This window comes from Pseudomonas sp. S09G 359, from assembly GCF_002843605.1.
Taxonomy (GTDB): Bacteria; Pseudomonadota; Gammaproteobacteria; order Pseudomonadales; family Pseudomonadaceae; genus Aquipseudomonas.
On the sequence record NZ_CP025263.1, the window covers coordinates 4,242,288 to 4,268,710 of the forward strand.

Annotated in this window: 20 protein-coding genes and 1 pseudogene; 12 read left to right on the forward strand and 9 right to left on the reverse strand. The window is 61.6% G+C overall.

The annotated features are described in order from the left end of the window. Positions 1 to 37 precede the first annotated feature (37 nt). From CXQ82_RS19250 to CXQ82_RS19285, 7 genes are all read left to right on the forward strand, one after another. The gene (locus CXQ82_RS19250; RefSeq protein WP_101271809.1) at positions 38 to 967 is read left to right on the forward strand and encodes a DMT family transporter; all 930 of its coding nucleotides are present in this window, start codon (positions 38 to 40) and stop codon (positions 965 to 967) included. 244 nt (positions 968 to 1,211) lie between these two features. After that, positions 1,212 to 4,133 carry a monovalent cation/H+ antiporter subunit A gene (locus CXQ82_RS19260; RefSeq protein ID WP_101271813.1) on the forward strand — a complete coding sequence of 974 codons (2,922 nt, stop codon included), beginning with the start codon at positions 1,212 to 1,214 and terminating at the stop codon, positions 4,131 to 4,133. Then, the gene (locus CXQ82_RS19265) at positions 4,133 to 4,477 is read left to right on the forward strand and encodes a Na+/H+ antiporter subunit C (RefSeq protein WP_003192163.1); all 345 of its coding nucleotides are present in this window, start codon (positions 4,133 to 4,135) and stop codon (positions 4,475 to 4,477) included. The genes CXQ82_RS19260 and CXQ82_RS19265 overlap by 1 nt, the downstream gene beginning before the upstream one ends. After that, positions 4,474 to 6,156 (forward strand): monovalent cation/H+ antiporter subunit D, encoded by a 1,683-nt coding sequence (locus CXQ82_RS19270; RefSeq protein ID WP_101271815.1) that lies wholly within the window; start codon positions 4,474 to 4,476, stop codon positions 6,154 to 6,156. The genes CXQ82_RS19265 and CXQ82_RS19270 overlap by 4 nt, the downstream gene beginning before the upstream one ends. After that, positions 6,153 to 6,641, forward strand: coding sequence for a Na+/H+ antiporter subunit E (locus CXQ82_RS19275; RefSeq protein WP_101271816.1), 489 nt, complete (start codon positions 6,153 to 6,155; stop codon positions 6,639 to 6,641). The genes CXQ82_RS19270 and CXQ82_RS19275 overlap by 4 nt, the downstream gene beginning before the upstream one ends. Next, complete coding sequence (locus CXQ82_RS19280) at positions 6,638 to 6,916, forward strand: K+/H+ antiporter subunit F (RefSeq protein ID WP_003211751.1); 279 nt, start codon at positions 6,638 to 6,640, stop codon at positions 6,914 to 6,916. The genes CXQ82_RS19275 and CXQ82_RS19280 overlap by 4 nt, the downstream gene beginning before the upstream one ends. Then, positions 6,913 to 7,251, forward strand: a complete 339-nt coding sequence (locus CXQ82_RS19285; protein WP_028616866.1) for a Na+/H+ antiporter subunit G — start codon at positions 6,913 to 6,915, stop codon at positions 7,249 to 7,251. The genes CXQ82_RS19280 and CXQ82_RS19285 overlap by 4 nt, the downstream gene beginning before the upstream one ends. 15 nt (positions 7,252 to 7,266) lie before the next feature. On the opposite strand, the gene lepB is transcribed toward CXQ82_RS19285, so the two are convergent. After that, positions 7,267 to 7,935 (reverse strand): signal peptidase I, encoded by a 669-nt coding sequence (gene lepB / locus CXQ82_RS19290; protein WP_101271817.1) that lies wholly within the window; start codon positions 7,933 to 7,935, stop codon positions 7,267 to 7,269. 186 nt (positions 7,936 to 8,121) lie between these two features. Here lepB and CXQ82_RS19295 point away from each other — a divergent pair, with 186 nt between their 5' ends. Together CXQ82_RS19295 and CXQ82_RS19300 are read left to right on the forward strand one after the other, a co-directional pair. After that, the gene (locus CXQ82_RS19295) at positions 8,122 to 8,718 is read left to right on the forward strand and encodes a dihydrofolate reductase family protein (RefSeq protein ID WP_101271818.1); all 597 of its coding nucleotides are present in this window, start codon (positions 8,122 to 8,124) and stop codon (positions 8,716 to 8,718) included. A gap of 24 nt (positions 8,719 to 8,742) precedes the next feature. Next, entirely contained in the window at positions 8,743 to 9,261 is a 519-nt protein-coding gene (locus CXQ82_RS19300) for a dihydrofolate reductase (protein ID WP_101271819.1), read from the forward strand. A 1,643-nt stretch (positions 9,262 to 10,904) separates the two neighbouring features. Here CXQ82_RS19300 and cysS read toward each other — a convergent pair. Next, complete coding sequence (gene cysS / locus CXQ82_RS19310; RefSeq protein ID WP_101271821.1) at positions 10,905 to 12,293, reverse strand: cysteine--tRNA ligase; 1,389 nt, start codon at positions 12,291 to 12,293, stop codon at positions 10,905 to 10,907. 21 nt (positions 12,294 to 12,314) lie between these two features. Beyond that, positions 12,315 to 14,015 (reverse strand): glutamine--tRNA ligase/YqeY domain fusion protein, encoded by a 1,701-nt coding sequence (locus tag CXQ82_RS19315; RefSeq protein WP_101271822.1) that lies wholly within the window; start codon positions 14,013 to 14,015, stop codon positions 12,315 to 12,317. 259 nt (positions 14,016 to 14,274) lie between these two features. Between CXQ82_RS19315 and CXQ82_RS19320 the strand changes: the two genes are divergently transcribed. From CXQ82_RS19320 to CXQ82_RS19330, 3 genes and pseudogenes are all read left to right on the forward strand, one after another. Beyond that, on the forward strand, positions 14,275 to 14,778 hold the full coding sequence (locus tag CXQ82_RS19320; RefSeq protein WP_101271823.1) for a peptidylprolyl isomerase: 504 nt from the start codon (positions 14,275 to 14,277) through the stop codon (positions 14,776 to 14,778). Continuing rightward, positions 14,775 to 15,524 carry a UDP-2,3-diacylglucosamine diphosphatase gene (lpxH, locus tag CXQ82_RS19325; protein ID WP_101271824.1) on the forward strand — a complete coding sequence of 250 codons (750 nt, stop codon included), beginning with the start codon at positions 14,775 to 14,777 and terminating at the stop codon, positions 15,522 to 15,524. Before CXQ82_RS19320 ends, lpxH begins: the two co-directional genes overlap by 4 nt. A 182-nt stretch (positions 15,525 to 15,706) precedes the next feature. Further along, a pseudogene (locus CXQ82_RS19330) lies at positions 15,707 to 15,975 on the forward strand (UDP-2,3-diacylglucosamine diphosphatase); the annotation flags it as partial. 136 nt (positions 15,976 to 16,111) lie between these two features. Here CXQ82_RS19330 and CXQ82_RS19335 read toward each other — a convergent pair. The 6 genes from CXQ82_RS19335 to CXQ82_RS19360 all read right to left on the reverse strand — a co-directional run bounded on the left by CXQ82_RS19335 (position 16,112) and on the right by CXQ82_RS19360 (position 26,394). Further along, the gene (locus tag CXQ82_RS19335) at positions 16,112 to 17,641 is read right to left on the reverse strand and encodes a DHA2 family efflux MFS transporter permease subunit (RefSeq protein ID WP_101271825.1); all 1,530 of its coding nucleotides are present in this window, start codon (positions 17,639 to 17,641) and stop codon (positions 16,112 to 16,114) included. Beyond that, positions 17,641 to 18,840 carry an efflux RND transporter periplasmic adaptor subunit gene (locus tag CXQ82_RS19340; RefSeq protein ID WP_101271826.1) on the reverse strand — a complete coding sequence of 400 codons (1,200 nt, stop codon included), beginning with the start codon at positions 18,838 to 18,840 and terminating at the stop codon, positions 17,641 to 17,643. Before CXQ82_RS19340 ends, CXQ82_RS19335 begins: the two co-directional genes overlap by 1 nt. Before the next feature lie 15 nt (positions 18,841 to 18,855). Further along, a complete protein-coding gene (locus CXQ82_RS19345) occupies positions 18,856 to 20,307 on the reverse strand; it encodes an efflux transporter outer membrane subunit (protein WP_101271827.1) in 1,452 nt (483 codons plus the stop codon). Continuing rightward, the gene (locus CXQ82_RS19350) at positions 20,304 to 20,777 is read right to left on the reverse strand and encodes a MarR family winged helix-turn-helix transcriptional regulator (RefSeq protein ID WP_101271828.1); all 474 of its coding nucleotides are present in this window, start codon (positions 20,775 to 20,777) and stop codon (positions 20,304 to 20,306) included. Before CXQ82_RS19350 ends, CXQ82_RS19345 begins: the two co-directional genes overlap by 4 nt. Before the next feature lie 218 nt (positions 20,778 to 20,995). Continuing rightward, positions 20,996 to 24,667 carry a translocation/assembly module TamB domain-containing protein gene (locus CXQ82_RS19355; protein WP_101271829.1) on the reverse strand — a complete coding sequence of 1,224 codons (3,672 nt, stop codon included), beginning with the start codon at positions 24,665 to 24,667 and terminating at the stop codon, positions 20,996 to 20,998. Then, positions 24,667 to 26,394: an autotransporter assembly complex family protein gene (locus tag CXQ82_RS19360; protein WP_101271830.1), complete on the reverse strand. Its 1,728-nt coding sequence runs from the start codon at positions 26,392 to 26,394 to the stop codon at positions 24,667 to 24,669. The genes CXQ82_RS19355 and CXQ82_RS19360 overlap by 1 nt, the downstream gene beginning before the upstream one ends. Positions 26,395 to 26,423 lie beyond the last annotated feature (29 nt).

The window sequence follows — 26,423 nt, forward strand, 5'->3', positions numbered from 1 at the left end:
TGCGGTCCGTACCTTTCCCTTGCAAGACCGAGCCGCCATGACCACCGCGAACACCTCCCGCCGTTTCAACCGTTTCAGTAAAGCCGAATGCATCCTGGTGTTCATTACCATGATCTGGGGCGGTACCTTTTTGCTCGTGCAACACGCGATGACGGTCAGCGGGCCGATGTTTTTCGTGGGCCTGCGATTTGCGGCTGCGGCCATCGTGGTGGGTTTCTTTTCCTTGCGCACCCTGCGCGACCTGACCCTGTTCGAGTTGAAGGCCGGGGTGTTTATCGGCGTGGCGATCATGTTCGGCTACGGCTTGCAGACCATCGGCCTGCAAACGATCCTCAGCAGCCAGTCGGCGTTCATCACCGCATTGTATGTGCCGTTCGTGCCCTTATTGCAGTGGCTGGTGCTCGGCCGCCGCCCAGGCTTGATGCCGAGCATTGGCATCATGCTGGCGTTTGCCGGGTTGATGCTGTTGACGGGCCCTGCCGGCGCGTCGTTGAACTTCAGCGCCGGCGAAATCGCCACCCTGATCGGCGCCGTGGCGATTGCCGCGGAAATCATCCTGATCAGTGCGTTCGCCGGCCAGGTAGATGTGCGCCGGGTGACCGTGGTGCAACTGGCCACGGCGTCGTTGCTGTCATTCCTGATGGTGGTGCCGATGGGCGAGGCGCTGCCGGGGTTCTCGTGGTTGCTGCTGTTTAGCGCGGTGGGCCTGGGTTTGACCAGCGCAGTGATCCAGGTGGCAATGAACTGGGCGCAACAGAGTGTTTCACCAACCCGCGCCACCTTGATTTATGCCGGTGAGCCGGTGTGGGCAGGCGTGGTGGGGCGGATTGCCGGGGAGCGTTTCCCGCCGATTGCGATGCTGGGGGCAGCGTTGATTGTGGCGGCAGTGATTGTGAGTGAGATGAAGACCAAGGGGCAGAAGGCGCTGGCGTTGGAAGCGGAGCTGGAGCAAGAGCGACAGGGCTAAGCCTCGACTCGGTCAACTGTGGGAGCGGGCTTGCTCGCGAATGCGTGCTGGCATTCAACATTGGTGTCGGCTGACCCACCGCTTTCGCGAGCAAGCCCGCTCCCACGCTTGTAAGTTGGCGTCTGGAAACAAGGCTAAATCAGCGGTTTCGTCCTACCTTGTAGGATCCTGCCACATCTTGCCGTTTGGTGATCGTGAAAGCGGCACGTATGATGCATCCCAAACTCCCGCAGATTAGAAGCCTATGTCCCTGATAGTTCTACTGCTTCTGCCGTTCATTGGCAGCTGTCTGGCGGCCTTGCTGCCGCACAATGCACGTAACACCGAATCCCTGCTGGCCGGCCTTGTGGCCCTGGTCGGCAGCATTCAAGTCGCCCTGCTCTACCCCCAGATCGCCCACGGTGGCGTGATCCACCAAGAATTCATGTGGTTGCCCAGCCTCGGGCTGAACTTCGTGTTGCGCATGGACGGGTTTGCCTGGCTGTTCTCGATGCTGGTGCTGGGCATCGGCACGCTGGTGGCGTTGTACGCGCGCTATTACATGTCGCCGGACGATCCGGTGCCGCGCTTCTTCGCGTTTTTCCTGGCGTTCATGGGCGCCATGCTCGGGCTGGTGATCTCCGGCAACCTGATCCAGATCGTGTTCTTCTGGGAACTGACCAGCCTGTTCTCGTTCCTGTTGATCGGCTACTGGCACCACCGCGCCGATGCACGGCGCGGCGCCTATATGGCGCTGATGGTTACCGGCGCGGGCGGCTTGTGCCTGCTCGCAGGCGTGATGCTGCTGGGGCATATCGTCGGCAGTTATGACCTCGACCTGGTGCTGGCGGCGGGTGAGCAGATCCGCGCCCATGCGTTATACCCGGTGATGCTGGCGTTGGTGCTGATCGGCGCCTTGAGCAAAAGCGCACAGTTCCCGTTCCACTTCTGGCTGCCCCACGCGATGGCCGCGCCCACGCCGGTTTCGGCCTACCTGCACTCGGCAACGATGGTGAAGGCCGGCGTGTTCCTGCTGGCCCGCCTGTGGCCGTCGCTGTCCGGCAGCGAAGAATGGTTCTGGATCGTCGGCGGCGCCGGCGCCCTCACCCTCCTCCTCGGCGCCTACTGCGCCATGTTCCAGAATGACCTCAAGGGCCTGCTGGCCTATTCCACCATCAGCCACCTCGGGCTGATCACCCTGCTGCTCGGCCTCAACAGCCCGCTGGCCGCCGTCGCGGCGGTGTTCCACATTCTCAACCACGCCACCTTCAAGGCCTCGCTGTTCATGGCGGCGGGCATCATCGACCACGAAAGCGGCACGCGGGATATCCGCAAGCTCAGTGGCCTGGTGCGCCTGATCCCGTTTACCGCGACCCTGGCGATGGTGGCCAGTGCGTCGATGGCCGGGGTGCCGCTGCTCAATGGTTTCCTGTCCAAGGAAATGTTCTTCGCCGAAACCGTATTTATCTCGGCGACAAAGTGGGTGGAAATCGCCTTGCCGGTGATCGCCACCGTCGCCGGTACCTTCAGCGTGGCTTATGCCCTGCGCTTTACCGTCGATGTGTTTTTCGGCCCGCCGGCAAAAGACCTGCCCCATACCCCTCACGAACCACCACGCTGGATGCGCGCGCCGGTGGAATTGCTGGTATTCACCTGCCTGCTGGTAGGCATCTTCCCCGCCCAGGTGGTCGGTTCGATCCTCGCCGCCGCCGCCCTGCCGGTGGTGGGTGGCGTGCTGCCGGAGTACAGCCTGGCGATCTGGCACGGCTGGAACGCGCCGATGATCATGAGCCTGGTGGCCATGTCCGGTGGCGTGGTGCTGTACCTGGTGCTGCGCAAGCAACTCAAGATCGGCCGCTTCAAGTACCCGCCGCTGATCAGCTACTTCAACGGCAAGCGCGGCTTCGAGCGCTGCCTGGTGGTGATGATGCGCGGGGTGCGCAAGATCGAAAAACGCATCAGCACCAAACGCCTGCAGACCCAGCTGTTCCTGCTGGTGCTGGCGGCGGTGATCGCCGGTTTGATCCCGATGCTCAACAGCGGCCTCAGTTGGGGCGACCGGCCGAAGATCCCGGGTTCCATCGTGTTCGTCACCCTGTGGCTGCTGGCGATAGGCTGTGCCCTCGGCGCCGCCTGGCAGGCCAAGTACCACCGGCTGGCGGCCCTGACCATGGTCAGCGTGTGCGGCCTGATGACCTGCATCACCTTCGTATGGTTCTCGGCGCCTGACCTTGCGCTCACGCAACTGGTGGTGGAAGTGGTGACCACCGTGCTGATCCTGCTGGGCCTGCGCTGGCTGCCACGGCGGATCGAAGAAGTCTCGCCACTGCCGAGTTCGCTGCGCAAGGCCCGCATTCGACGCCTGCGTGACTTCCTGCTCTCTACCGTGGTGGGCGGCGGCATGGCGCTGTTGTCCTACGCGATGCTGACGCGCCAGACCCCCAACGATATTTCCTCGTTCTACCTGAGCCGCGCCCTGCCCGAAGGTGGCGGCAGCAATGTGGTGAACGTGATGCTGGTGGACTTCCGTGGCTTCGACACCCTCGGCGAAATCACCGTGCTCGGCGCCGTGGCGCTGACCGTGTACGCGCTGCTGCGACGCTTCCGCCCGTCCAAGGAAAGCATGCAGCTACCGGCGCAACAGCGCCAATTGGCGCCGGACGTGGCCACCGACCTGGTCAACCCGCGCCAGGCCAGCGACACCGCCCTGGGCTTCATGATGGTGCCGGCGGTGCTGGTACGCCTGCTGCTGCCGATTGCGCTGGTGGTGTCGTTCTACCTGTTCATGCGCGGCCACAACCAACCCGGCGGCGGTTTTGTCGCAGGGCTGGTGATGTCGGTGGCGTTCATCCTGCAATACATGGTCGCCGGCACCCAGTGGGTCGAGGCGCAAATGAGTTTGCGGCCGATGCGCTGGATGGGCTTCGGGCTGTTCTCGGCCACCCTCACCGGGCTCGGCGCGCTGTTTGCCGGGTACCCGTTCCTGACCACCCACACCTGGCATTTGAGCCTGCCCGTGCTGGGCGATATCCATATCGCCAGTGCGTTGTTCTTCGACGTCGGCGTGTACGCCATGGTCGTCGGCTCGACCCTGCTGATGCTCACCGCCCTCGGCCACCAGTCCGTGCGCGCGCATAAACCGAGCAACCAGGCCAAAGTAGTTGCCGCAACGGAAGGAGCCGCCTGATGGAAGAAGTCATCGCAATTGCCATTGGGGTCCTCGCGGCCTCCGGCGTCTGGTTGATCCTGCGGCCACGGACATTCCAGGTGGTGATGGGCCTGTGCCTGCTGTCGTATGGGGTCAACCTGTTCATTTTCAGCATGGGCAGCCTGTTCATCGGCAAGGAGCCGATCATCAAGGACGGCGTGCCGCAAGACCTGCTCAACTACACCGACCCGCTGCCCCAGGCGCTGGTGCTCACGGCCATCGTCATCAGCTTCGCCATGACCGCGTTGTTCCTGGTGGTGTTGCTGGCCTCGCGGGGCCTGACCGGCACCGACCATGTGGACGGCCGGGAGCCCAAGGAATGACGTGGATGAATCAACTGATCGTCGCGCCGATCCTGTTGCCGCTGCTGACCGCCGCGCTGATGCTGATGCTTGGCGAAAAACGCCGCCCGCTGAAAGCCAAAATCAATCTGTTCTCCAGCGTCGTCGGCCTGGGCATCGCGATCCTGCTGTTGTACTGGACGCAAAAAGGCGGCCCCGGCTCGATTGGCGTATACCTTCCCGGCAACTGGCAGGTGCCGTTCGGCATTGTGCTGGTGGTGGACCAACTGTCGGCGTTAATGCTGGTGCTCACCGGGATCATCGGCGTCAGTGCTCTGCTGTTCGCCATGGCCCGCTGGGACCGCGCCGGCACCAGCTTCCACGCCTTGTTCCAGATCCAGATGATGGGCCTGTACGGCGCGTTCCTGACCGCCGACCTGTTCAACCTGTTCGTATTCTTCGAGGTGCTGCTGGCGGCGTCCTACGGTTTGATGCTGCACGGCTCCGGCCGAGCACGGGTGTCCTCGGGGCTGCATTACATCGCGATAAACCTGCTGGCGTCGTCGTTGTTCCTAATTGGCGCGGCGATGATCTACGGGGTCACCGGTACACTGAATTTCGCCGACCTGGCGCTGAAAATCCCGCTGGTGCCAGAGGCCGATCGCGGGTTGTTGCACGCCGGTGCAGCAATCCTGGCGGTGGCGTTCCTGGCCAAGGCCGGCATGTGGCCGCTGAACTTCTGGCTGGCGCCCGCCTACTCCTCGGCGAGCGCGCCGGTGGCGGCCATGTTTGCGATCATGACCAAGGTTGGCGTGTACACCGTGCTGCGCTTGTGGACGCTGCTGTTTTCCGGCCAGGCCGGCGCCTCGGCGCTGTTTGGCGGCGACTGGCTGGTGTATGGCGGCATGGCGACCATCATCTGTGCCGGGCTGGCGATGGTGGCAGCGCAGCGGCTGGAGCGCATGGCGAGCTTGAGCATCCTGGTCTCGGCCGGGATCCTGCTGTCGGCGGTAGGTTTTGCCCAACCGAGCCTGACGGCCGGGGCGCTGTTCTACCTGGTCAGTTCCACCCTGGCGTTGAGCGCGCTGTTCCTGCTGGCCGAGCTGATCGAGCGCTCGCGTTCGGCCAATGACCTGCCGCTGGATGAGGAAATCGATGCGTTGCCTAAAGCGATGGAGTCTTTGCACCCGCGCCCCGGCGTGAACCTGGATGATGAGCAGCAGGCCGTGGTTGGCCAGGTGATCCCCTGGACCATGGCCTTCCTGGGCTTGAGCTTTATCGCCTGTGCGCTGCTGATTATCGGCATGCCGCCGCTGTCCGGGTTTATCGGCAAGCTCAGCCTGTTGAGCGCGCTGGTCAATCCACTGGGGCTGGGTGTAAGTGTCGACGAACCGATCCGCCCCGCTGCCTGGGGCCTGGTGGCGCTGTTGATCCTGTCCGGCCTGGCCTCGTTGATCGCCTTTGCGCGCTTGGGCATCCAGCGTTTCTGGACCCCGGAGGAACGCCCTTCGCCGCTGCTGCGTCGCTATGAGTGCATACCGATCTTCTTCCTGCTCGGCCTGAGCATCGCCCTGACGTTCAAGGCCGAACCACTGATGCGCTACACCCAGGCCGCCGCCGAGAGCCTGAACAACCCGGAGCGCTATGTGATGGCCGTGATGGCCACGCGCCCGGTGCTGAGCCCCGAAGCCCAGGCAGCCGCGCTGGAGGTGCAACCATGAAGCGCCTGTTCCCCGCCCCGTGGTTATCCCTGGCGTTGTGGGTGTTGTGGCTGGTGTTGAACCTGTCGGTCAGCCCCGGCAACCTGTTGCTGGGCGCGCTGCTGGGCTTTCTCGCGCCGCTGCTGATGGCGCCGCTGCGCCCGCTGCCGATCCGTATCCGCCGCCCCGGCGTGATCATCCGCCTGTTTTTCCGGGTCGGCCGCGACGTGATTGTTTCCAACCTGCAGGTGGCCTGGGGTGTACTCACCTGTGGCTCACGCCCACCGCGCTCGCGCTTTATCAAGATCCCGCTGGACCTGCGCGACGCCAATGGCCTGGCCGTGCTGGCGATGATCACCAGCGTGACGCCCGGCACCGTCTGGTCAGAACTGGCCCTGGACCGCAGCATCCTGCTGTTGCACGTCTTCGACCTGGATGACGAAGCGCTGTTTATCCAAGCGTTCAAACACGCCTACGAGCGGCCCCTGATGGAGATCTTCGAATGAGCGCCCTGCTCTCCAATGCGATCCTGTTCAGCCTGTTCCTGTTCTCGCTGGCGATGGTGCTGACCCTGGTGCGCCTGTTCAAGGGCCCGTCGGCCCAGGACCGGGTACTGGCGCTGGACTACCTGTACATCCTGGCAATGCTGATGATGCTGGTGCTGGGCATTCGCTATGCCAGTGACACCTACTTCGAAGCGGCGCTGCTGATCGCGCTGTTCGGCTTCGTCGGCTCGTTTGCCCTGGCCAAATTCCTGCTGCGTGGGGAGGTGATTGAATGATGCCGTTATGGATGGAAATCGTCGTCGCGGTGCTGCTGGTATTGAGCAGCGTGTTTGCCTTGATTGGCGCGATCGGCTTACTGCGCATGAAGGACTTCTTCCAGCGCATGCACCCACCGGCACTCGCCTCGACCCTGGGCGCGTGGTGCGTGGCACTGGCGTCGATCATCTATTTTTCGGTGCTCAAATCCGGGCCGGTGCTGCACGGCTGGCTGATTCCGATTTTGCTGTCGATCACCGTGCCGGTGACCACCTTGCTGCTGGCGCGCACGGCGTTGTTCCGCAAGCGCATGGCCGGTGATGACGTGCCGGCTGAGGTCAGCAGCCGCCGCTGACAGCTCTGGAACCTATTACAAGATCGGCGCGCCGAACCTGCGCAAACGCGGCATCCAGTGATCGAGGATTTCCGCCGACGCCAGCACATGATGGGCATGCCCGATCAATAACCGGCGCGGCACAAAACCGATGTATCTGGAGTCATCGCTGTTGTCACGGTTGTCGCCCAACATAAAGTAGTTGTCGGCCGGTACGGTAACCGGGCCGAAATTGCGCAACGCCCGCACTGTCGGCATGAACTGCACCGTGCGCTGGCTGTTGGCCGCCTGTTCGGTCAGCTTGATGCCTGGGACCGCATGGCCAGGCACGATCGGCTCGCTGATATCCTGCGCGTCGCTGTAGGTTGCAGGCACACCGTTGACCCACAACACCTCGTCTCTCATCTCCAGGGTGTCACCGGGAATGCCGACGATGCGCTTGATCAGGCGCATGCCGTCCTTGGGCGACGAAAACGTCACCACATCACCGCGTTGGGGGTTATCGAGCTTGGCCAGGGAGATGTCAGTGAGCGGCAGCTTGAGGTCGTAGGCCACCCGGTTCACTAGCACCACATCGCCCTCGAGCAAGGTCGGGCGCATGGAGCCAGAGGGAATGGGGTTCCAGTCGGCCAGGGAGGTACGAAAAACGCCGAAGCACAACCAGAAAATGATTGCGTAACGGTAACGGATCAACCAACTTCGCATACATCCTCGCCATACAAAAAGTGGGTGTAAACACTGACATCAGTACTGTTTACCCTTTGACGTCTTAACTGACGGGCATCAGGTATACGCTCGGTTGTTGCACTCGCGGATTAAATTAACATTAGCCTTCAGCCTGTCGTCAGCCGCAGGCCGCTAAGTCCACGCGCACTAAAAGGAGTTTTCGCCATGGATATCAGATGTTCCGTGTTTATCGCAGCCAGCATCGACGGCTTTATTGCCCGCCCGGACGGTGATATCGAGTGGTTGCACCGTCCAGAGTACGAAACGGCGGAGTTGAACGGCGTGACCTATGAAAGCTTCATCGCCACGGTCGATGCGCTGGTGATGGGCAGCAAAACCCTGAAGAAAGTCCTGTCCTTCCCCGAGTGGCCCTACGAGGGTACGCCGGTCATTGCGCTTTCCCATCAGCATCTGCAGATCCCTGCACATCTGGAGGGCAAGGTCGAGGTCATGGCAGGAGACGTAACCAAGCTGGTGGCAACGTTAGCCAAGCGCGGCATGCAGCATCTTTACCTCGACGGCGGCCAGACGATCCAGGCGTTTCTTGCAGCGGGCCTGGTCAATGAGCTGATCATTACGCGTATCCCGGTGTTGCTGGGGCAAGGTATCCCACTGTTCAACCCGGTTGGCAGTGAGCATGAGTTGCGTCATGTGGGTACGTACGTGTCAGACAATGGTTTTGTGCAGAGTCGATATCAAGTGATGGCAGGCGCTCGCGCCTTTCACGGCCTTCAGGCGAGTAACCCCGCCCTATTGGCCTGATTCATTTCTCTGAAGGAACAGATCATGAACCCACCCCTCGCATTGGTCGCAGGTATAGGACGCCATAACCGCTCCATCGGCAAAGCCGGCGGGCTGTTGCGAATGGTGCCGGATGATCTGCGTAGATTCGCGGCCAAGACCATCGGGAAGCCCGTCATCATGGGCCGAAAAACCTTCGAGTCGGTCATTGCGCTCAGCGGACGGCCGCTGTCGGATCGACCCAATATCGTGCTGTCCAGAAACCCCGACTATGAGCACCAGCAAGCTATCGTCTGCCGGTCTTTAGCAGCAGCACTTGAACGCGCCGCCCTCTACAACCCCGACGAAATCCACATCGGTGGCGGCCCAGAGCTGTATGACCAAGTGATTCACCGGGTGGACAGGCTGTACCTGACCCTGTTCAACGATGAACATGAGGGTGAAGCCAGGTTTCCGAGTTTTGAGGATGAGTTCGTCGAGGTATGCCGCCATGGCGTCCGACAGCACGAAGGACTTGAGTACGAATGGGTGGATTACATGAGGCGTAGACCCGCGACGGAATGAACCGGGCACGGTAAAAAATGTGGGAGCTGGCTTGCCTGCGAAGGCGGTGTATCAGTCAGTATTTTCGGTGACTGGCACACCGCATTCGCGAGCAAGCCCGCTCCCACATTTGGATTGGGGGCTGCAGATGTTATGGCGGCTGTGCGGGGGATGCCTTAGGGCATGCCGGGTGGAAACCGAAGAATTCGTAAAGCGGGCACGGTGAAAAATGTGGGAGCTGGCTTGCCTGCGAAGGCGGTGTATCAGTCAGTATTTTCGGTGACTGGCACTCCGCCATCGCAGGCAAGCCAGCTCCCACATTTGGATTGGGGACTGCAGATGTTATGGCGGCTGTGCGGGGGATGCCTTAGGGCATGCCGGGTGGAAACCGAAGAATTCGTAAAGCGGGCACGGTGAAAAATGTGGGAGCGGGCTTGCCTGCGAAGGCGCTGTATCAGTCAGTATTTTCGGTGACTGGCACACCGCATTCGCGAGCAAGCCCGCTCCCACATTTGGATTGGGGACTGCAGATGTTATGGCGGCTGTGCGGGGGATGCCTTCGCGCATGCTGGGTGCCTAGCCAGTTCACAGACAAATCTGAAACCGAAGAATTCGCAAAGTGGGCACGGTGAAAAATGTGGGAGCTGGCTTGCCTGCGATTGCGGTGTATCCGTCAGCATTTTTGGTGACTGGCACTCCGCAATCGCAGGCAAGCCAGCTCCCACATTTGGATTGGGGACTGCAGATGTTATGGCGGCTGTGCGGGGGATGCCTTAGGGCATGCCGGGTGCCTATCCAGTTCACAGATAAATCTGAAACCTAAGAATTCGTAAAGCGGGCACGGTGAAAAATGTGGGAGCTAGCTTGCCTGCGAAGGCGGTGTATCAGTCAGTACTTTTGGTGACTGACACTCCGCCTTCGCAGGCAAGCCAGCTCCCACATTTGGATTGGGGGCTGCAGATGTTATGGCGGTTGTGTGCAGGATGCCTTCGGGCATGCCGGGTGCCTAGACAGTTCACAGACAAATCTGAAACCGAAGAATTCGTAAAGCGGGCACGGTGAAAAATGTGGGAGCTGGCTTGCCTGCGAAGACGGTGTATCAGTCAGTATTTTCGGTGACTGGCACTCCGCATTCGCGAGCAAGCCCGCTCCCACATTTGGATTGGGGGCTGCAGATGTTATGGCGGTTGTGTGCAGGATGCCTTCGGGCATGCCGGGTGCCTAGCCAGTTCACAGACAAATCTGAAACCGAAGAATTCGTAAAGCGGGCACGATAAAAATGTGGGAGCTTGGGTGTATCCGTGAGCATTTTCGGTGACTGACACTCCGCATTCGCGAGCAAGCCCGCTCCCACATTTGGATTGGGGGCTGCAGATGTTATGGCGGCTGTGTGCAGGATGCCTTCGGGCATGCCGTGTGCCTATCCAGTTCACAGACAAATCTGAAACCTAAGAATTCGTAAAGCGGGCACGGTGAAAAATGTGGGAGCTGGCTTGCCTGCGATTGCGGTGTATCCGTCAGCATTTTCGGTGACTGGCACACCGCATTCGCGAGCAAGCCCGCTCCCACATTTGGATTGGGGACCCCGATAAATCCCTTGCGTACCCGACGCAAAAAAAAACGCCCCGAACCAGTCGGGGCGTTTTTGATTCAGCGTCTACCGATCAAGCCTGATCAGCCAACCGCCACGTTGTCCCACCCTTCCCGTCTTCCAACACCACACCCATCGCGGTCAGTTGGTCACGGATACGGTCGGACTCCGCCCAGTCTTTATTGGCACGCGCCGCCAGACGCGCCTGGATCAGCGCATCCACTTGCTCCGCATCCACACGCCCTTCGGCACCGGCTTGCAGGAAGTCATCGGCTTCCATCTGCAACACGCCCAGCACGCTGGCCAGTTCTTTCAGGCGCGCAGCAAGCCCAGCCGCCGCGTCGAGATCGCTCTCGCGCAGGCGGTTGATCTCGCGCACCATCTCGAACAGCACCGCGCACGCTTCCGGTGTGCCAAAGTCGTCGTTCATCACTTCGGTAAACCGTGCCACGAACGCTTCGCCGCCAGCCGGCGCTACTGCAGGCAAGCCTTTCAATGCGTGGTAGAAACGCTCCAGGGCGCCCTTGGCGTCCTTGAGGTTGTCTTCCGAGTAGTTGATGGCACTGCGGTAGTGGCTCGACACCAACAGGTAACGCACAACCTCCGGGTGATACTTTTCCAGCACGTCGCGGATGGTGAAGAAGTTGTTCAAGGACTTGGACATCTTCTCGCCATTGATGCGGATCATGCCGCAGTGCATCCAGGCGTTGGCGTAGGTCTTGCCGGTGGCCGCTTCGCTTTGGGCGATCTCGTTCTCGTGGTGCGGGAATTCAAGGTCGCTGCCGCCGCCATGAATGTCGAAAGTCTCACCCAGGCAGCAGGTGGACATCACCGAGCATTCGATGTGCCAGCCCGGACGGCCCGCGCCCCATGGCGACTCCCAGCTCGGCTCGCCGGGCTTGGTCGCCTTCCACAGCACGAAATCCAGCGGGTCCTGCTTGGCTTCGTCGACTTCGATACGCGCGCCGATGCGCAGGTCTTCGATCTTTTTTCGTGACAGCTTGCCGTAGCCCATGAACTTGGCGACGCGGTAGTACACGTCGCCATTGCCCGGAGCGTAGGCGTAACCCTTGTCGATCAGGGTCTGGATCATCGCGTGCATGCCAGGGATGTGGTCCGTGGCGCGCGGCTCCATGTCCGGCTTGAGGATGTTGAGGCGTGCCTCATCCTCGTGCATCGCGGCAATCATGCGCTCGGTCAGCGCGTCAAACGACTCGCCGTTTTCGTTGGCGCGGTTGATGATCTTGTCGTCGATGTCGGTGATGTTGCGCACATAGGTCAAGTCATAGCCACTGAAACGCAACCAGCGGGTCACCAGGTCGAAGGCAACCATGCTGCGGCCGTGGCCGATGTGGCAGTAGTCGTACACGGTCATGCCGCACACGTACATGCGCACCTTGTTGCCATCCAGCGGCTTGAAGACTTCTTTGGTCTTGCTGAGCGTGTTGTAAATCGTTAGCACGATGTTTCCCTTAAGACTGAATCACTGGCCCCACGAATCACGCAAGGTCACGGTGCGGTTGAATACCGGCCGACCTGGTTTCGAGTCCTTGATATCCGCGCAGAAGTAACCTTCGCGCTCGAACTGGAAACGGTCTTCCGGCTGTGCGTCGCCAAGCGATGGCTCGGCACGACAACCAGTGAGCACTTGCAGGGAGTCAGGGTTGATGTTGTCGAGGAAGCTCGCGCTGTCTTCGGCCTTCTCAGGATTCGGCGAGCGGAACAGGCGATCGTACAAACGCACTTCGCACTCGATGCTGGCAGCGGCTGGCACCCAGTGGATCACGCCTTTGACCTTACGGCCTTCAGGGTTCTTGCCAAGAGTTTCCGGGTCGTAGGAGCAACGCAGTTCAACGATGTTGCCATCGGCGTCCTTGATCGCTTCGTCGGCGCGGATCACGTAGCTGCCGCGCAGGCGCACTTCGCCATTAGGTTCCAGGCGCTTGTAGCCTTTTGGCGGCTCTTCCATGAAGTCATCGCGGTCGATGTAGATTTCACGCGCGAACGGCAGCTTGCGCACGCCAAGTGCTTCGTTTTGCGGATGGCGCGGCAACTCGAGGTTGTCGACCTTGTCTTCCGGGTAGTTGGTGATCACCACTTTCAACGGACGCAGCACGCACATGGCGCGCGGGGCGTTGGCGTCGAGGTCCTGGCGGATGCTGAATTCGAGCATGCCGAAGTCGACCACGCCGTCGGAACGGTTGGTGCCGACCATGTCGCAGAAGTTGCGGATCGACGCCGGGGTGTAGCCGCGACGGCGGAAGCCCGACAGCGTGGACATGCGCGGGTCATCCCAGCCATGCACGTGCTTTTCGTCCACCAGTTGCTTGAGCTTGCGCTTGCTGGTGATGGTGTAGTTCAGGTTCAGACGGCTGAATTCGTACTGACGCGGGTGCGCCGGTACCGGCAGGCTGTCGAGGAACCATTCGTACAGCGGGCGATGGCTTTCGAACTCCAGGGTGCAGATGGAGTGGGTGATGCCTTCGATGGCGTCCGACTGACCGTGGGTGAAGTCGTAGTTGGGGTAGATGCACCACTTGTCGCCGGTCTGGTGGTGATGGGCGTGGCGGATGCGGTACATGATCGGGTCGCGCAGGTTCATGTTCGGCGAGGCCATGTCGATCTTGGCGCGCAGCACGCGGGCGCCGTCCGGGAACTCACCGGCGCGCATGCGGGCGAACCAGTCGAGGTTCTCTTCCACCGAACGGTCGCGGAACGGGCTGTTCTTGCCCGGCTCGGTCAGGGTGCCACGGTATTCCTTGGCCTGTTCCGGGCTCAGGTCGTCCACATAGGCCTTGCCGGCCTTGATCAGCTCGACGGCCCAGTCGAACAACTGGTCGAAATACTTGGACGCATAGCGCACTTCACCGGACCATTCGAAGCCCAGCCACTTGATGTCGCTTTCGATGGCGTCGATGTATTCCTGGTCTTCCTTGGCCGGATTGGTGTCGTCGAAACGCAGGTGCGTGACGCCACCGAACTCCTGGGCCAGGCCGAAGTTCACACAGATCGACTTGGCGTGACCGATGTGCAGGTAGCCGTTGGGCTCTGGCGGGAAGCGGGTGACGATCTGCGTGTGCTTGCCCGAATCCAGGTCCGCCTGGATGATCGGGCGCAGGAAATTGACCGGGACGGCAGGTCCGGCCTTGGAATTCGAGGTAGGGTCGACAGTGGGCTTGCTCATAGGATCCTTGAACAGACAGGTTCGTGGCCGGGTGGGGCCAGATAAAACAAAGGGCTCATAATAGCCGAAGCAGTCAAGACACTGACAGGCCAGGACCAAAAACTGCTGCTTTAATTGCTGCTTTAAGACTCCGGCAGTGAAAAACCACCTCGAAATTCCTGCCGGGCACGCTAAACTGCGCGCCTTGGCCGCGATTTGGCCAAACCGGTAAGGCGCCCAGGCGTCCAAACCCACGAATTCCCTGAAAAGAGTAGTGAACATGACTCAAGTCAAACTGACCACCAACCACGGTGACATCGTCATCGAGCTGAACGCCGAAAAAGCGCCGATCACCGTCGCCAACTTCATCGAGTACGTGAACGCTGGCCACTACGAAAACACCGTTTTCCACCGTGTTATCGGCAACTTCATGGTCCAGGGCGGCGGTTTCGAGCCTGGCATGAAAGAAAAGAAAGACAAGCGCCCAAGCATCCAGAACGAAGCGGACAACGGCCTTTCCAACGACAAGTACACCGTCGCCATGGCCCGTACCATGGAGCCGCATTCGGCCTCCGCGCAGTTCTTCATCAACGTGGCCGACAACGCCTTCCTCAACCACAGCGGCAAGAACGTGCAGGGCTGGGGCTACGCGGTATTCGGTAAAGTCACCGAAGGCCAGGACGTCGTTGACAAGATCAAAGGCGTGGCGACTACCTCCAAGGCCGGTCACCAGGACGTACCAGCAGAAGACGTGATCGTCGAGAAAGCCGAGATCGTTGGGTGATATTGCTGATTTCAGATTTGCATCTGGAAGAGGAGCGCCCGGACATTACCCGGGCGTTTCTGGATCTGCTCCACGGCCGCGCCCAAGGCGCCCAGGCGTTGTACATTCTGGGGGACTTCTTTGAAGCCTGGATTGGCGACGATGGGATGACGCCGTTCCAGCGCTCCATTGGCGAGGCGCTGCGCGAGCTGAGCGACAGCGGCACCCCGATTTTCATCATGCATGGCAACCGCGATTTCCTGATCGGCAAGGCCTTCTGCAAAGCTGCAGGCGCCACCTTGCTCAAGGACCCGAGTGTCGTGCAACTGCATGGCGAGCCCGTGCTATTGATGCACGGCGACAGCCTGTGCACCCGCGACCTTGGCTATATGAAGCTGCGGCGCATCCTGCGCAACCCGATTGTGCTGTTTATCCTGCGTCACCTGCCGTTGCGCACCCGCCACAAACTGGCGCGCAAGCTGCGCAGCGAAAGCAGCGCCCAGGTACGTATGAAAGCCAACGACATTGTTGATGTAACACCCGAGGAAGTGCCGCGGGTGATGCAGCAATTCGGCGTGCGCACCCTGGTGCATGGCCATACGCACCGCCCGGCGATCCACAAGCTGCAGATCGGCGACCAGGCGGCCAAGCGCATTGTGCTGGGGGATTGGGACAAGCAGGGTTGGGCTTTGCAGGTGGATGAGCAAGGGTTTCAGTTGGCGGCGTTCGATTTTGTGAACCCGCAGTTGGCGTTGCCTGGCGCTTAAGACCTGACAACACATATCAACTGTGGGAGGGGGCTTGCCCCCGATGGCTGTGGATCAGTCAGCATATTTCTGGCTGACCCACCGCTATCGGGGGCAAGCCCCCTCCCACATTGAATTGCATTCCAACCTTTGCCCGTCAGTGGCCGGAGGCCTCCGGCCCCGCCTTCGCGCCGAACGGTGGCGCCCAGGTACGCATGAAAGCCAACGACATTGTTGATGTAACCCCGAGGAAGTGCCGCGGGTGATGCAGCAATTCGGCGTGCGCACCCTGGTGCATGGCCATACGCACCGCCCGGCGATCCACAAGCTGCAGATCGGCGACCAGGCGGCCAAGCGCATTGTGCTGGGGGATTGGGACAAGCAGGGTTGGGCCTTGCAGGTGGATGAGCAAGGGTTTCAGTTGGCGGCGTTCGATTTTGTGAACCCGCAGTTGGCGTTGCCTGGCGCTTAAGACCTGACAACACATATCAACTGTGGGAGGGGGCTTGCCCCCGATGGCTGTGGATCAGTCAGCATATTTTTGGCTGACCCACCGCTATCGGGGGCAAGCCCCCTCCCACATTGAATTGCATTCCAACCTTTGCCCGTCAGTGGCCGGAGGCCTCCGGCCCCGCCTTCGCGCCGAACGGTGGCTTGGCCAGCCACACCAGCAACATCAACCCCATGAACATCCACCCCAGCAGCGTGAAGTAATCCACGGTGGACATCATGTAGGCCTGGCTGGTGAGGATCTGGTCCAACTGCGCATACGCCTTGTGCCCTGCCCCGCCCAGCGCCTGCAGCGCGTCGCGGGTGGCCGAGTCGTAGGTGGTCATGTTCTCGCTCATGTACGCATGGTGCTGGTCCGCGCGGCGAATCCAGATCCAGGTGGTCAGCGAGGCCGCGAAGCTGCCGCCCAAGGTCCGCAGAAAGGTCGCCAGGCCAGCGCCATCGGCGATCTGGTGCGGCGGCAGGTCGGACATCAGGATGCTCAAGGTCGGCATAAAGAACAGCGCCACGCCGATACCCATGAACAGTTGCACCAGGGCAATGTGCTGGAAGTCCACCTCATTGGTGAAGCCGGCACGCATGAAGCAACTCAGGCCGATCGCCAGGAATGCCAGGCCCGCCAGCAGCCGCAGGTCGAACTTGTGCGCGTACTTGCCGACAAACGGCGACATCAATACCGGCAGAATGCCGATCGGCGCCACCGCCAAACCGGCCCAGGTAGCGGTGTAGCCCATCTGGGTTTGCAGCCATTGCGGCAGGATCAGGTTGATGCCGAAGAAGCCTGCGTAACCCAGGATCAACACAATGGTGCCGATACGGAAATTGCGATAGGCGAACAGCCGCAGGTTGACCACCGGGTGTTTGTCGGTCATTTCCCAGATAATGAACACCGCCAAGGCAATCACCGAAATCGCCGCGCCAACGATGATGAAGTTGGATTCGAACCAGTCCAGGTCATTGCCCTTGTCGAGGATGATCTGCAAGGCGCCCACACCCACGATCAGACTAAGCAGCCCCACGTAGTCCATCGGCTGGTAACTGGTGACCACCGGGCGTTTCTTCAGCTGCGAACGCACCACCATTACCGCGAAAATACCGATGGGCACGTTGATAAAGAAGATCCACGGCCAGCTGTAGCTGTCGGTGATCCAGCCGCCAAGGATCGGCCCGGCAATCGGTGCCACCACCGTGACCATCGCCAGCAACGCCAGCGCCATACCGCGCCTCGCCGGCGGGTAGACCGCGATCAGCAAGGTCTGGGTCATTGGGTACAACGGCCCGGCGACCAGGCCTTGCAACACCCTAAAGCCGATCAGTTCGGGCATCGACGTGGAAATGCCGCACAAGAACGACGCCAGCACAAACAGCAGGGTCGCCCACAAAAACAGCTTCACCTCGCCAAACCGGCGGCTCAACCAGCCGGTGAGCGGCAACGCAATGGCGTTGCTCACCGCAAACGAGGTGATCACCCAGGTGCCCTGCTCCGAACTCACGCCCAGGTTGCCGGAAATGGTCGGCAACGCCACGTTGGCGATGGTGGTGTCGAGCACCTGCATAAAGGTCGCCAGCGACAGGCCAATAGTGGCCATCAACAGGCTGGGTGGCGTGAAGGAGGCGTTATTGCTCATCAGCGTTGCACAGCCTTGGGAGCGGCGACGCTGTTGTCATGGATCAACTGGGTGATCATGGCGTCAGCCTCGGCCAATTGGCGTTCATACACGTTGGTGGTGAACGAGGCCTTTTGCGGTGCCTGTTGCGCCAGCACCGGACCGCTCTGGTCGTGCAGGTCGACATTGACCACAGTGCTCAAGCCCACGCGCAACGGGTTCTTGGCCAGTTCATCGGCATTGATATGGATACGCACCGGCACGCGCTGCACAATCTTGATCCAGTTACCGGTGGCGTTCTGCGCCGGCAGCAGGGCAAACGCGCTGCCGGTACCGGCGCCGAGGCTGTCGACGGTGCCGCTGTACTTCACGTCGCTGCCGTAGATGTCCGACTCGATGTCCACCGGCTGGCCAATGCGCATGTCACGCAGTTGGGTTTCCTTGAAGTTGGCGTCGATCCACAGTTGGTTCAACGGGATCACCGCCATCAGCGCGGTGCCCGGCTGCACGCGCTGGCCCAGTTGCACGGTGCGCTTGGCCACATAGCCGGTGACCGGCGCAATCAAGGTGCTGCGCGCATTGGTCAGGTAGGCCTGGCGCAGTTGCGCGGCAGCGGCTTGCACGTCGGGGTGCGAGCTGATCACGGTGTCATCCACCAGCGCGTTGGTGGTCTTGAGTTGTTGCTCAAGGTTGGTCAGGGCGTTCTTGGCGGCGGTCAGGCTGTCACGGGCATGGGACAGTTCTTCCTGGGAAATCGCCCCGCCAGCAGCCAGTGTCTTGCGACGGTTGAAGTTGTCCTGGGCAGTTTGCACGTCGGCTTTCTGTGCATTGACCTGGGCTTTCATGCCATCGACATTGCTGTACAGCCCGCGAACCTGGCGCACGGTGCGGGCCAGGTTGGCCTTGGCACTTTGCAGGCCGACGGCGGCGTCGTTCGGGTCGAAATTGACCAACACCTGGCCTTCGTGGACCAGATCACCATCGTCGGCGCCGATGCTGACCACCGTGCCGGTGACCAGCGGCGTGATTTCCACCACGTTGCCGTTCACATAGGCGTCGTCGGTGCTTTCATTAAAGCGCCCGTAGAGCTCGTGCCAGGCCCACACGCCCGCCACGCCGAGAATGACGATCAGCGCCAGGCCGACCAGCATGACTTTGCGTTTGCGCGGGTTGTTGTCTTTGGGTTGTTCGGTTGCGTTGGTGTTTTCGGCAGTGGCCATGACAAATACCTCAAATTATTCCGTGCGTGTGGCTGGGGTGGTCGCGGCGACGCTATCGGCGCGGTATCCGCCACCCAGGGCCTGCATCAATTGAATCGACAGATCGATTTGCCCCGCATTCAAGGTCGCCAGCTGACGCTGGGCCTGCAGCAATTGCTGCTCGATGCTGAGCACGTCCAGGTAATTACCGATACCTGAGCCGTAACGCTGAACCACGGTGTCGTAAGACTGCTGGGCAATATCCGTGGCATGTTGCTGGGCCTGGATCTGCCGCCCGGTTTCGCGCAGTTGTGAAAGGGTGTTGCCGATATCCCCCAAGGCTTGCACCAGGGTCTTGTTGTACTGGGCCACGGCCAGGTCGTAGTCGGCGTCGCGGGCATCGAGGTCGGCGCGCAGGCGGCCACCGTCGAAGATCGGCAGCGAAATCGTCGGCGCAATATTGAAGAAACGGCTGGCCGACCCGAACATCGCATCCCCCAGCAACGACTCGGCCCCGGCGCTCGCGCTCAGGTTGAGGTTGGGGTAGAAGCGCGTCTTGCTGGCGGCGATGTCTTTACTCGCGGCCTCGACGCGCCAGCGCGCGGCGATCAGGTCCGGGCGGCGGCCCAGCAACTCGGCGGGCAACACCGAAGGCACGGCGACGGCAGCCGGTTTCAACACGTTGGGGCGCGCCAGTTCATTGCCACGGTCCGGGCCTTTGCCGAGCAATACCGCCAGGGCGATCTTGGCGCTCTGCAGTTGTTTCTGCGCATCGATCAACTGCGACTGGGAGCTGGCTTCCAGACTTTCGGTCTGTTGGTACTGGTATTGGCTGTCAATGCCCGAGTCCAGCCGGCGCTTGCTCAGGTCGAGCATCTGGCGGGTACGCTTGAGGTCGTCGGTGGCCAGGTCGCGCACGATATGGGCCTGGCCCAGGTCGCTGTAGGCCTTGGCCACGTCGGCGGCGAGGGTCAGGCGCGCGGCCTGCTGGTCGACTTCGGCCGCCCGCGCCTGGCCCAACGCGGCTTCCCAGGCAGCGCGCTGGCCACCCCACAGGTCGAAGTTGTAGTTGAAGCTGGCGCCGATATTGCGCACGGTGGAGTACGCATCGCCCTGCCCCAGCGGGTCCTGGTCCTTGGCCAGCCGCGAACGACTCACGCCGGCGCTGGCATCCACGGTTGGCATACGCGCGGCATTCGCCGCATAGGCAGCAGCCTCGGCCTGGTGGGCACGGGCGCTGGCCACTTGCATGTCGGGGCTGTTTTGCAGGGCTTCATGGATCAGCCCGTCGAGCTGCGGGTCGCCGAGGCTTTTCCACCAATCGGCGGCAGGCCAGGCGGCGTTGGACAGGGTCACGCCGCTCAAGGACTTGCCGGTTTGCAGGGTATTGGCGTCGAGGCGCTGGCCTTGCGTGTCGAGGCCGCTGAAATTGGCGCAACCGGCCAGCGTCATCGCCACCAGCACCAGGCTAAGGGCACGAGTGTTCATTCTTTACCTACCCGCTGCAGGGTGATGGGGTCACCGGCAGCTATCAGAATTTTCTTGAGAATCTTTTCCAGGGTTTGCAGCTCACCCGGTTCCAACGCACCGGCCAACTGGTTCAGCGCCTGGGCGCCGATATGCGGCAGCATGTCCGCCAGGCGCTGGCCGTCGGCGGTCAACACCAACTGCACTTGGCGGCGGTCCAGTTCTGAGCGCTTGCGGTCCAACAGGCCTTTTTGCTCAAGCCGGTCGAGCATGCGGGTCATTGAGCCGCTGTCCAGGGACAGGTTGCGGCACAGCTCCGCCGGGGTGTCGACGCCAAACTGCGCCATGATGATCAACACCTTGAACTGCGCGGCGGTAACGCCGTGGGGTTCCATATGGGTGTCGATGATCTTGTCTTTGAGAATCGCGGCGCGGCCCAGCAACAGGCCCAGGTGGCAGTTGTGGAAGTTATCGGGGGTGAAGTGTTTCATCGGAAGTCACCTTATTACTGCCTAGGCAGTGAATGTATGACGAGATGTTACTGCTTAGGCAGCGAATGTCAAATGGAATAATTAGCTTGCTTGGTAGTTTCGCGACAGGCGGGGTGGAATGCAGACAAATGTGGGAGGGGGCTTGCCCCCGATAGCAGTGCTTCAGTCAACCCATTAGTGACTGTCACACCGCTATCGGGGGCAAGCCCCCTCCCACATTAGAAATCGCGTTTGTAGAAGATATCCAACGAGCTGGCCACGCCACTCGCCACTTCCAGATACACCTTCTTGCTCAGCAAATAGCGCAAGGCAATCGTGCTGGCCGGCTCGAACACCCCTACCCCGTAACGCAGGCTGAGTTTCTCGGTGATCTTGCCGCTGGCCACCACCGCCGTGGTGGTGCCGCTGCCCTGGGTGTCGAGGTCGAAGTCCTGAATACCAAGCTTGTTGGCCAGGTCCGAAGTGACCCCGGCGCTGCCCATCAAGCCCAGCCCGAGGGCGGCTTGGGCGAGCATGTTGTTGTCTTCGCCAGTGGTGCTCAGCGGGCGCCCCAGTACCAGGTAGGACAGCGCCTGCTCCTGGCTCATGGCCGGCTCGGAGAAGATTTGCGTGGTGGGCTGCTCGGCGCTGCCGCTCAGGCGGATACCGGCGATCACGTCGTCGGTCTTGCGGATCGCTTCGATATCCAGATAGGGCTGGTCGAGCGGCCCGGCGAACAACAGCCGCGCGCGGCGCACATCCAGCCGCTGGCCGTAGGCTCGGTAGCGCCCATCGTTGAGCCACAGCTCGCCACGGGTGTCCAGGTTGTCACCAATGTGCACATGCCCCTGCACCTTGGCGGTCAGGCCGAAGCCAGAAAAGTTGAGCCTGTCTTCGCCCACCACCACGTCGATATCCATGGCCATCGCCATCGGCGGCTTGCCTTCCTCGGTCTGGCTGCCAATGATCACCGTGTCATCCGAGACCTTGACCGTCGACGGCGGCAGCTCACGCACGGTGATGTCACCGCGCGGGATCTGCACTTTGCCGGCAATCGCCAGTTTGTCGTCTTTCAAGCTGATCTTCAGGTCCGGCGCCACTTCCAGCTCGGCGTAGGGCTCTACCGTGACCGGCAACTGCGCGCCTTGCAGGCTGAGGTCCACCGCCAGCGCCTGGGCCCAGTCGATCTGGCCCTTGAGGCTGCCCTGCCCGGCCTTGCCGCTGCGCCAGGCGCCGTTCAACTGCACGCTTTCGCCGGCGATCAACGCCTGCACGTTCAGGCCTTCGAGGCTGATGGGCAGTTCCGGCCCCGACATTTCGCCGCCGATCAGGTTGACGTTGCCGTTGACCTGCGGTGCCAGCAGCCCGCCGGAAATCCGCCCGCTGCCGTTGAGCTTGCCGTTGAGCTTTTCCACCATCGGCACAAACGGCCGCGCCACGGCGAGATCGAGGCCGGTAAGGCTGAAATTGCCGGTGATCGGCTTGTTTTTCGGCAACGGGTTGATCTGCGCCTGCAATACCAACTCGCCGAGCTTGCCACCCCGGAAATTCAGCTGGGTGTCGATACGCTTGGGGTTGAGGGTGGTTTCCAGCTTGAGGGTGTCATAGGGGAAATCCAGCCACTGGTCCTTGTCCTTGACGCGCAAGGTGCCGCCGCTGGCATCCACCGACACCACGCCCTTGGGGCCGCTGTCGGGCAGATCGAGTTGCACGTCGGCGTTGAGCTTGCCCTGCCAGGCGAAGTCCTTGGGCAAAAACGCCGCCAGGCTGTCGATGGGGAACTGCTTGAGGTGGTAACGCAATTTTGGCTCGGGCATCAGGCGCTGGTCTTCACCGCACAGGCTGGCCGGGCCGGACACCCAGCAGTGCGCGGCGAAGGTCAGCTTGCCGTCGGCCAGGCGTTCGATTTTCGCCGGAGCTTGCAGCTTCCAGTCCTGGCCACCGGCCTGTACGTCACCGCTGGCGAGGCGCCCGCGCCAGTTACCCTTATCGAGGTTGCCGTCCAGGGCCAGGGCCAGCTTGACCAAGGGCCCGGCCAGGTCCAGTTGGACCTTCTGGCTTTTGATATCGCCCTGGGCACTGGCGGTCAGCGTGCCGACCTGGGTCTCGCCGGCCTGGATGCCGCTGCCCTTGAGGTCGATTTTCGCGCGCTGGGCGCTGTCGAGGGTGGCGCCGAGGGTCAGGCTTTGCAGGCGGTTGTCGGCAAACGCCAGTTGCTGGCCCTTGAGGTCGAGCTTGCCTTGGGGCGCCTGGAGGCTGCCGGCCACGTCGAGGCGACCATTGACCTGCCCACGCAGCTGCGGCCACAGCTGGGCCAGGCGTGCCAGCTTGATATCAATCTGCCCTGCCAGCCGTTGTTGCAGGCTACCGCTGCCGTTAATGCGGTTATCACCCAAGCGGATATCCAGGTTGGCCAGGGTCCATTGCTCGCCCGCGCCTTCGGCCTTGGCCGCCAGCACGGCGGTCTGGCCGCGCAGGCGGCCTTTAAGGTCAAGGTCGGCATTCAGCTTGAGTTGCTCGTTCTTGAACTCGCCCTTGCTGCGCAGCGGCCCGGCCAGCGTGCCCGGCAACTCGGCGACCCAGTAAGCCGGATTCAGCGCCGACAGGTCCAACGCCGTATCCCAGGCGATGCCGTCGGCGAACTGCAGGTTCAGGTGGCCTTCGGCCTTGCCTTGACCGGCGGTCAGTTTCAGCTCGGGCAGAAACACTTGCTGGAGATTACCGCTGAACGGCGTGACCAGATTGAACTTGCCGGCGGGGCCGTCGAGGTCGGCCTTGAGGTTGCCGAGGTAGTTGCCGTCCTTGTAAGAAACCTCACCATTGAATGTATGCAATACCACCTGTGGCTCGTCAATCAGCGGGTAGAGGCGATGCCAGGGAAAGTCCAGCCAATCGATCTTCGCATCGGCGCTGAAGCCCTGCTGCCAATCCAGCTGGGCACTGAGCTTGAGGCTCTGCTTGTCACCCGCCGTCAGATCCAGGCCGGCGATCTGCGCGCCCTTGGCGTCGACCTTGCCTTGCAGCAGCAAATCCACCGGGCCTTTTTCCGCCGGCAGCACGGCCTTGCCCAGCAGTTGGTAACCGCTTTTCAGGTCGCCCTTGGCGGTCAGGTCGAGTTGATTGAGTTGTAGGGTGTCAGGCAGATCGGCGCTGGGTTTGAAGCCGTCTGCGGTGATGTGCAACTGGGCCGGCAGGTTTTCCGCCAGCGGTTGTAACTCACCCTTGAGCTTCGCCGGCAGATAGCCACTGCTGTCGGCATCGAGCGTGAGGGTCTTAAGCAAGTCGCCATCAATCTTCAATGCCACCGTCCAAGGCGCGCCACCCGGCGCGTAAGGCAGGCTCAGATTGCCGCTGGCGCTTAATGGCCAGTCGCCGTTGGGCTGCAGCAGGCCGGCGAGGTCCAGCACCAGGTCATCGCGTTGCAGGTGCACCGAGTCGATCTGCATCCCGGCGGCCGTCCAGTGCGCCGCCAGTTGCAGGCCCTTGAGTTCCTCGCTGCCGTTAAACAGCAGGCTGCCGACGCGAACGTCGCCCAACTGGATGGCAACCGGCAATTTCAAGTCCGGCAGTGCGATGGGGCCGCTGCTGTCTTCGGTGCCGGGCGGGAATTGCAGGCTGACCTGCTCCACGTCCAGCTGATTGATACACAAGGTCATGCGCAGCAGGCACGCCGGCGACCAATCGAACATCGGCGCCTTGAGTTCGACGCGGCTGCTGTCCTGCTGCCACAGCAGATGATCGGCGCTCCACCGGCCACCCAAATGGCCCTGGAAATTTTCTACGCTCAGCCCCGGTACACGCCCCAACGCCCAGCGGCTGCCCGCCTGGCTACCGAGCAGCGCCCACAGGGCCAGCAACAGCACGGCGAGAATGCCAGATACGGCCAGCCCCGCAATTTTTACACCACGCATCACAGCTCAGGCCCCATGGAAAAGTGCAATCGAATGCCGCCCGGGTCTTCCAGGGCATGGGCCAGGTCCAAGCGGATCGGCCCGACTGGCGAGACCCAACGGATGCCGACGCCGACGCCGGTTTTCAGGCTGGGCAATTCCAGGGTGTTGAAGGAGTTGCCCTGGTCGATAAAGGTCGCGATCCGCCATTTTTCGGCGATGGAATATTGATACTCGGCGCTCAGGGCCACCATGTAGCGGCCACCGATGCGGTCGCCACGGTCGTTCTCCGGTGACAGCGTCTGGTACTCGTAGCCGCGCACACTCTGGTCACCACCGGCAAAGAAGCGCAGCGACGGCGGCACCGATTTGTAGCCATTGGTGGCACTGCCGCCGACCTGGGCCCGGGCCAGGAAACGGTGGTTGTCCCACAGGGTAGTCAGGCCTTTGACCATGGCCGTGCCGTACAGCAGGTTAGTGTCGGAGCCCAACCCCTCTTTGGCCACCTTGGTGTCGAATTGCAGGCGATAACCGTTGTGCGGGTCGATACGGTTATCGCTGCGCAGGTAGGAGTAACTGACACCCGGCATCACCAGGTTGCTGAGGCCCGAGTCGTTGCCCAGGCGATATTCTTCGCGCTGGTATTTCAATGAGGTCACGCGGGTCCAGCCACTGGGCAACTTGCTGTGCCATTCCGGGCCGACGGTGAGCAATTTACTCAGGGTGTCGGTGCCGGCCAGCTCTTCATTCTGGTAGCCGCCGGCAAAACGCAGCTTGTCAGTGAGCGGCGGGTCCAGCGGAATGTCGTACCACAGGCCGACGTTTTGGCGGGGCGCCGACAGTTCGGCTTCCCAGCCATAGCTATGGCCTTGGGGGTTGACCCAGTGGCGCGCCCAATTGGCCTTGCCCCGTGGGCCGACGTCAGTGGAAAAACCCAGGCCCAGGCCCATGGTGCGAGGCTTGCGGGTTTCCAGATTGACCGCTACCGGGATCACGTCATTCGTGGAAGCGGCCGGCGCGGCGTCTACGCGCACGCCTTCGAAAAAGCCGCTGGCTTGCAGGTTCTGGTTGAGCTCGGCGATCAGCTCGGAATCGTATGGGGCGCCACTTTTAAACGGCACCATGCGTTGCAGCAGCTCTTCATCAAACGGCGTATCGCCGGCGAAACTGACCTTGCCCAAGCTGTACCGCGGGCCGCTGTCGTAGATAAGTTCGATATCGGCCACGCCGGCCTGCGGGTCTACCGCCAGTTTTTGATTGATAAAACGCCCGCTGAAAAAGCCGTAGCGCGAAGCCTGGTTCTGGATCAGACGCTTGGCGTCTTCGTAATGGCCGTGGTTGAGCACGGCGCCGGATTTGAGGTCGTCGCTGGCGGGCACACGAAATGCCTTGAGGTTCGCGGCCTCGCCGTCGACCCGGATGGTCACGTTGCGCAAATGCACCGGTTCGCCGGGGTCGATGGTGAGGATCAGGCGCGGGTTCTTGCCGCCCTTCACATCACTCTCGATCTGTGGCTGATAGTAGCCCAGCGCCTGGGCCGCCTTGCGCGCCTGTTCTTCAGCGCCACGGCTGAAGCGCAGCAAGGCTTCTTCATCACGATCGCCCACCCCGCCGATATAGCCTTCGATGTTGGCTTTCAACGCGTCGTTTGAGGGCTTGATCCGCACGTCCAATTCGCTTTGCGCGAATGCGCCGCAGCTTGTGAACAGCAGAATCAAGCCGCTGGTAAATCTTCCTGGAAACTTCATAAGCGCGGATGCTACACGAGCTGGGGAGA

Excerpts from the sequence above, each read along its gene's own strand:
- CXQ82_RS19250 (WP_101271809.1), top strand. The coding sequence starts at position 38 with ATGACCACCGCGAACACCTCCCGCCGTTTCAACCGTTTCAGTAAAGCC.
- CXQ82_RS19260 (WP_101271813.1), top strand. The coding sequence starts at position 1,212 with ATGTCCCTGATAGTTCTACTGCTTCTGCCGTTCATTGGCAGCTGTCTG.
- CXQ82_RS19265 (WP_003192163.1), top strand. The coding sequence starts at position 4,133 with ATGGAAGAAGTCATCGCAATTGCCATTGGGGTCCTCGCGGCCTCCGGC.
- CXQ82_RS19270 (WP_101271815.1), top strand. The coding sequence starts at position 4,474 with ATGACGTGGATGAATCAACTGATCGTCGCGCCGATCCTGTTGCCGCTG.
- CXQ82_RS19275 (WP_101271816.1), top strand. The coding sequence starts at position 6,153 with ATGAAGCGCCTGTTCCCCGCCCCGTGGTTATCCCTGGCGTTGTGGGTG.
- CXQ82_RS19280 (WP_003211751.1), top strand. The coding sequence starts at position 6,638 with ATGAGCGCCCTGCTCTCCAATGCGATCCTGTTCAGCCTGTTCCTGTTC.
- CXQ82_RS19285 (WP_028616866.1), top strand. The coding sequence starts at position 6,913 with ATGATGCCGTTATGGATGGAAATCGTCGTCGCGGTGCTGCTGGTATTG.
- lepB (WP_101271817.1), bottom strand. The coding sequence starts at position 7,935 with ATGCGAAGTTGGTTGATCCGTTACCGTTACGCAATCATTTTCTGGTTG.
- CXQ82_RS19295 (WP_101271818.1), top strand. The coding sequence starts at position 8,122 with ATGGATATCAGATGTTCCGTGTTTATCGCAGCCAGCATCGACGGCTTT.
- CXQ82_RS19300 (WP_101271819.1), top strand. The coding sequence starts at position 8,743 with ATGAACCCACCCCTCGCATTGGTCGCAGGTATAGGACGCCATAACCGC.
- CXQ82_RS19315 (WP_101271822.1), bottom strand. The coding sequence starts at position 14,015 with ATGAGCAAGCCCACTGTCGACCCTACCTCGAATTCCAAGGCCGGACCT.
- CXQ82_RS19320 (WP_101271823.1), top strand. The coding sequence starts at position 14,275 with ATGACTCAAGTCAAACTGACCACCAACCACGGTGACATCGTCATCGAG.
- CXQ82_RS19335 (WP_101271825.1), bottom strand. The coding sequence starts at position 17,641 with ATGAGCAATAACGCCTCCTTCACGCCACCCAGCCTGTTGATGGCCACT.
- CXQ82_RS19340 (WP_101271826.1), bottom strand. The coding sequence starts at position 18,840 with ATGGCCACTGCCGAAAACACCAACGCAACCGAACAACCCAAAGACAAC.
- CXQ82_RS19345 (WP_101271827.1), bottom strand. The coding sequence starts at position 20,307 with ATGAACACTCGTGCCCTTAGCCTGGTGCTGGTGGCGATGACGCTGGCC.
- CXQ82_RS19350 (WP_101271828.1), bottom strand. The coding sequence starts at position 20,777 with ATGAAACACTTCACCCCCGATAACTTCCACAACTGCCACCTGGGCCTG.
- CXQ82_RS19355 (WP_101271829.1), bottom strand. The coding sequence starts at position 24,667 with ATGCGTGGTGTAAAAATTGCGGGGCTGGCCGTATCTGGCATTCTCGCC.
- CXQ82_RS19360 (WP_101271830.1), bottom strand. The coding sequence starts at position 26,394 with ATGAAGTTTCCAGGAAGATTTACCAGCGGCTTGATTCTGCTGTTCACA.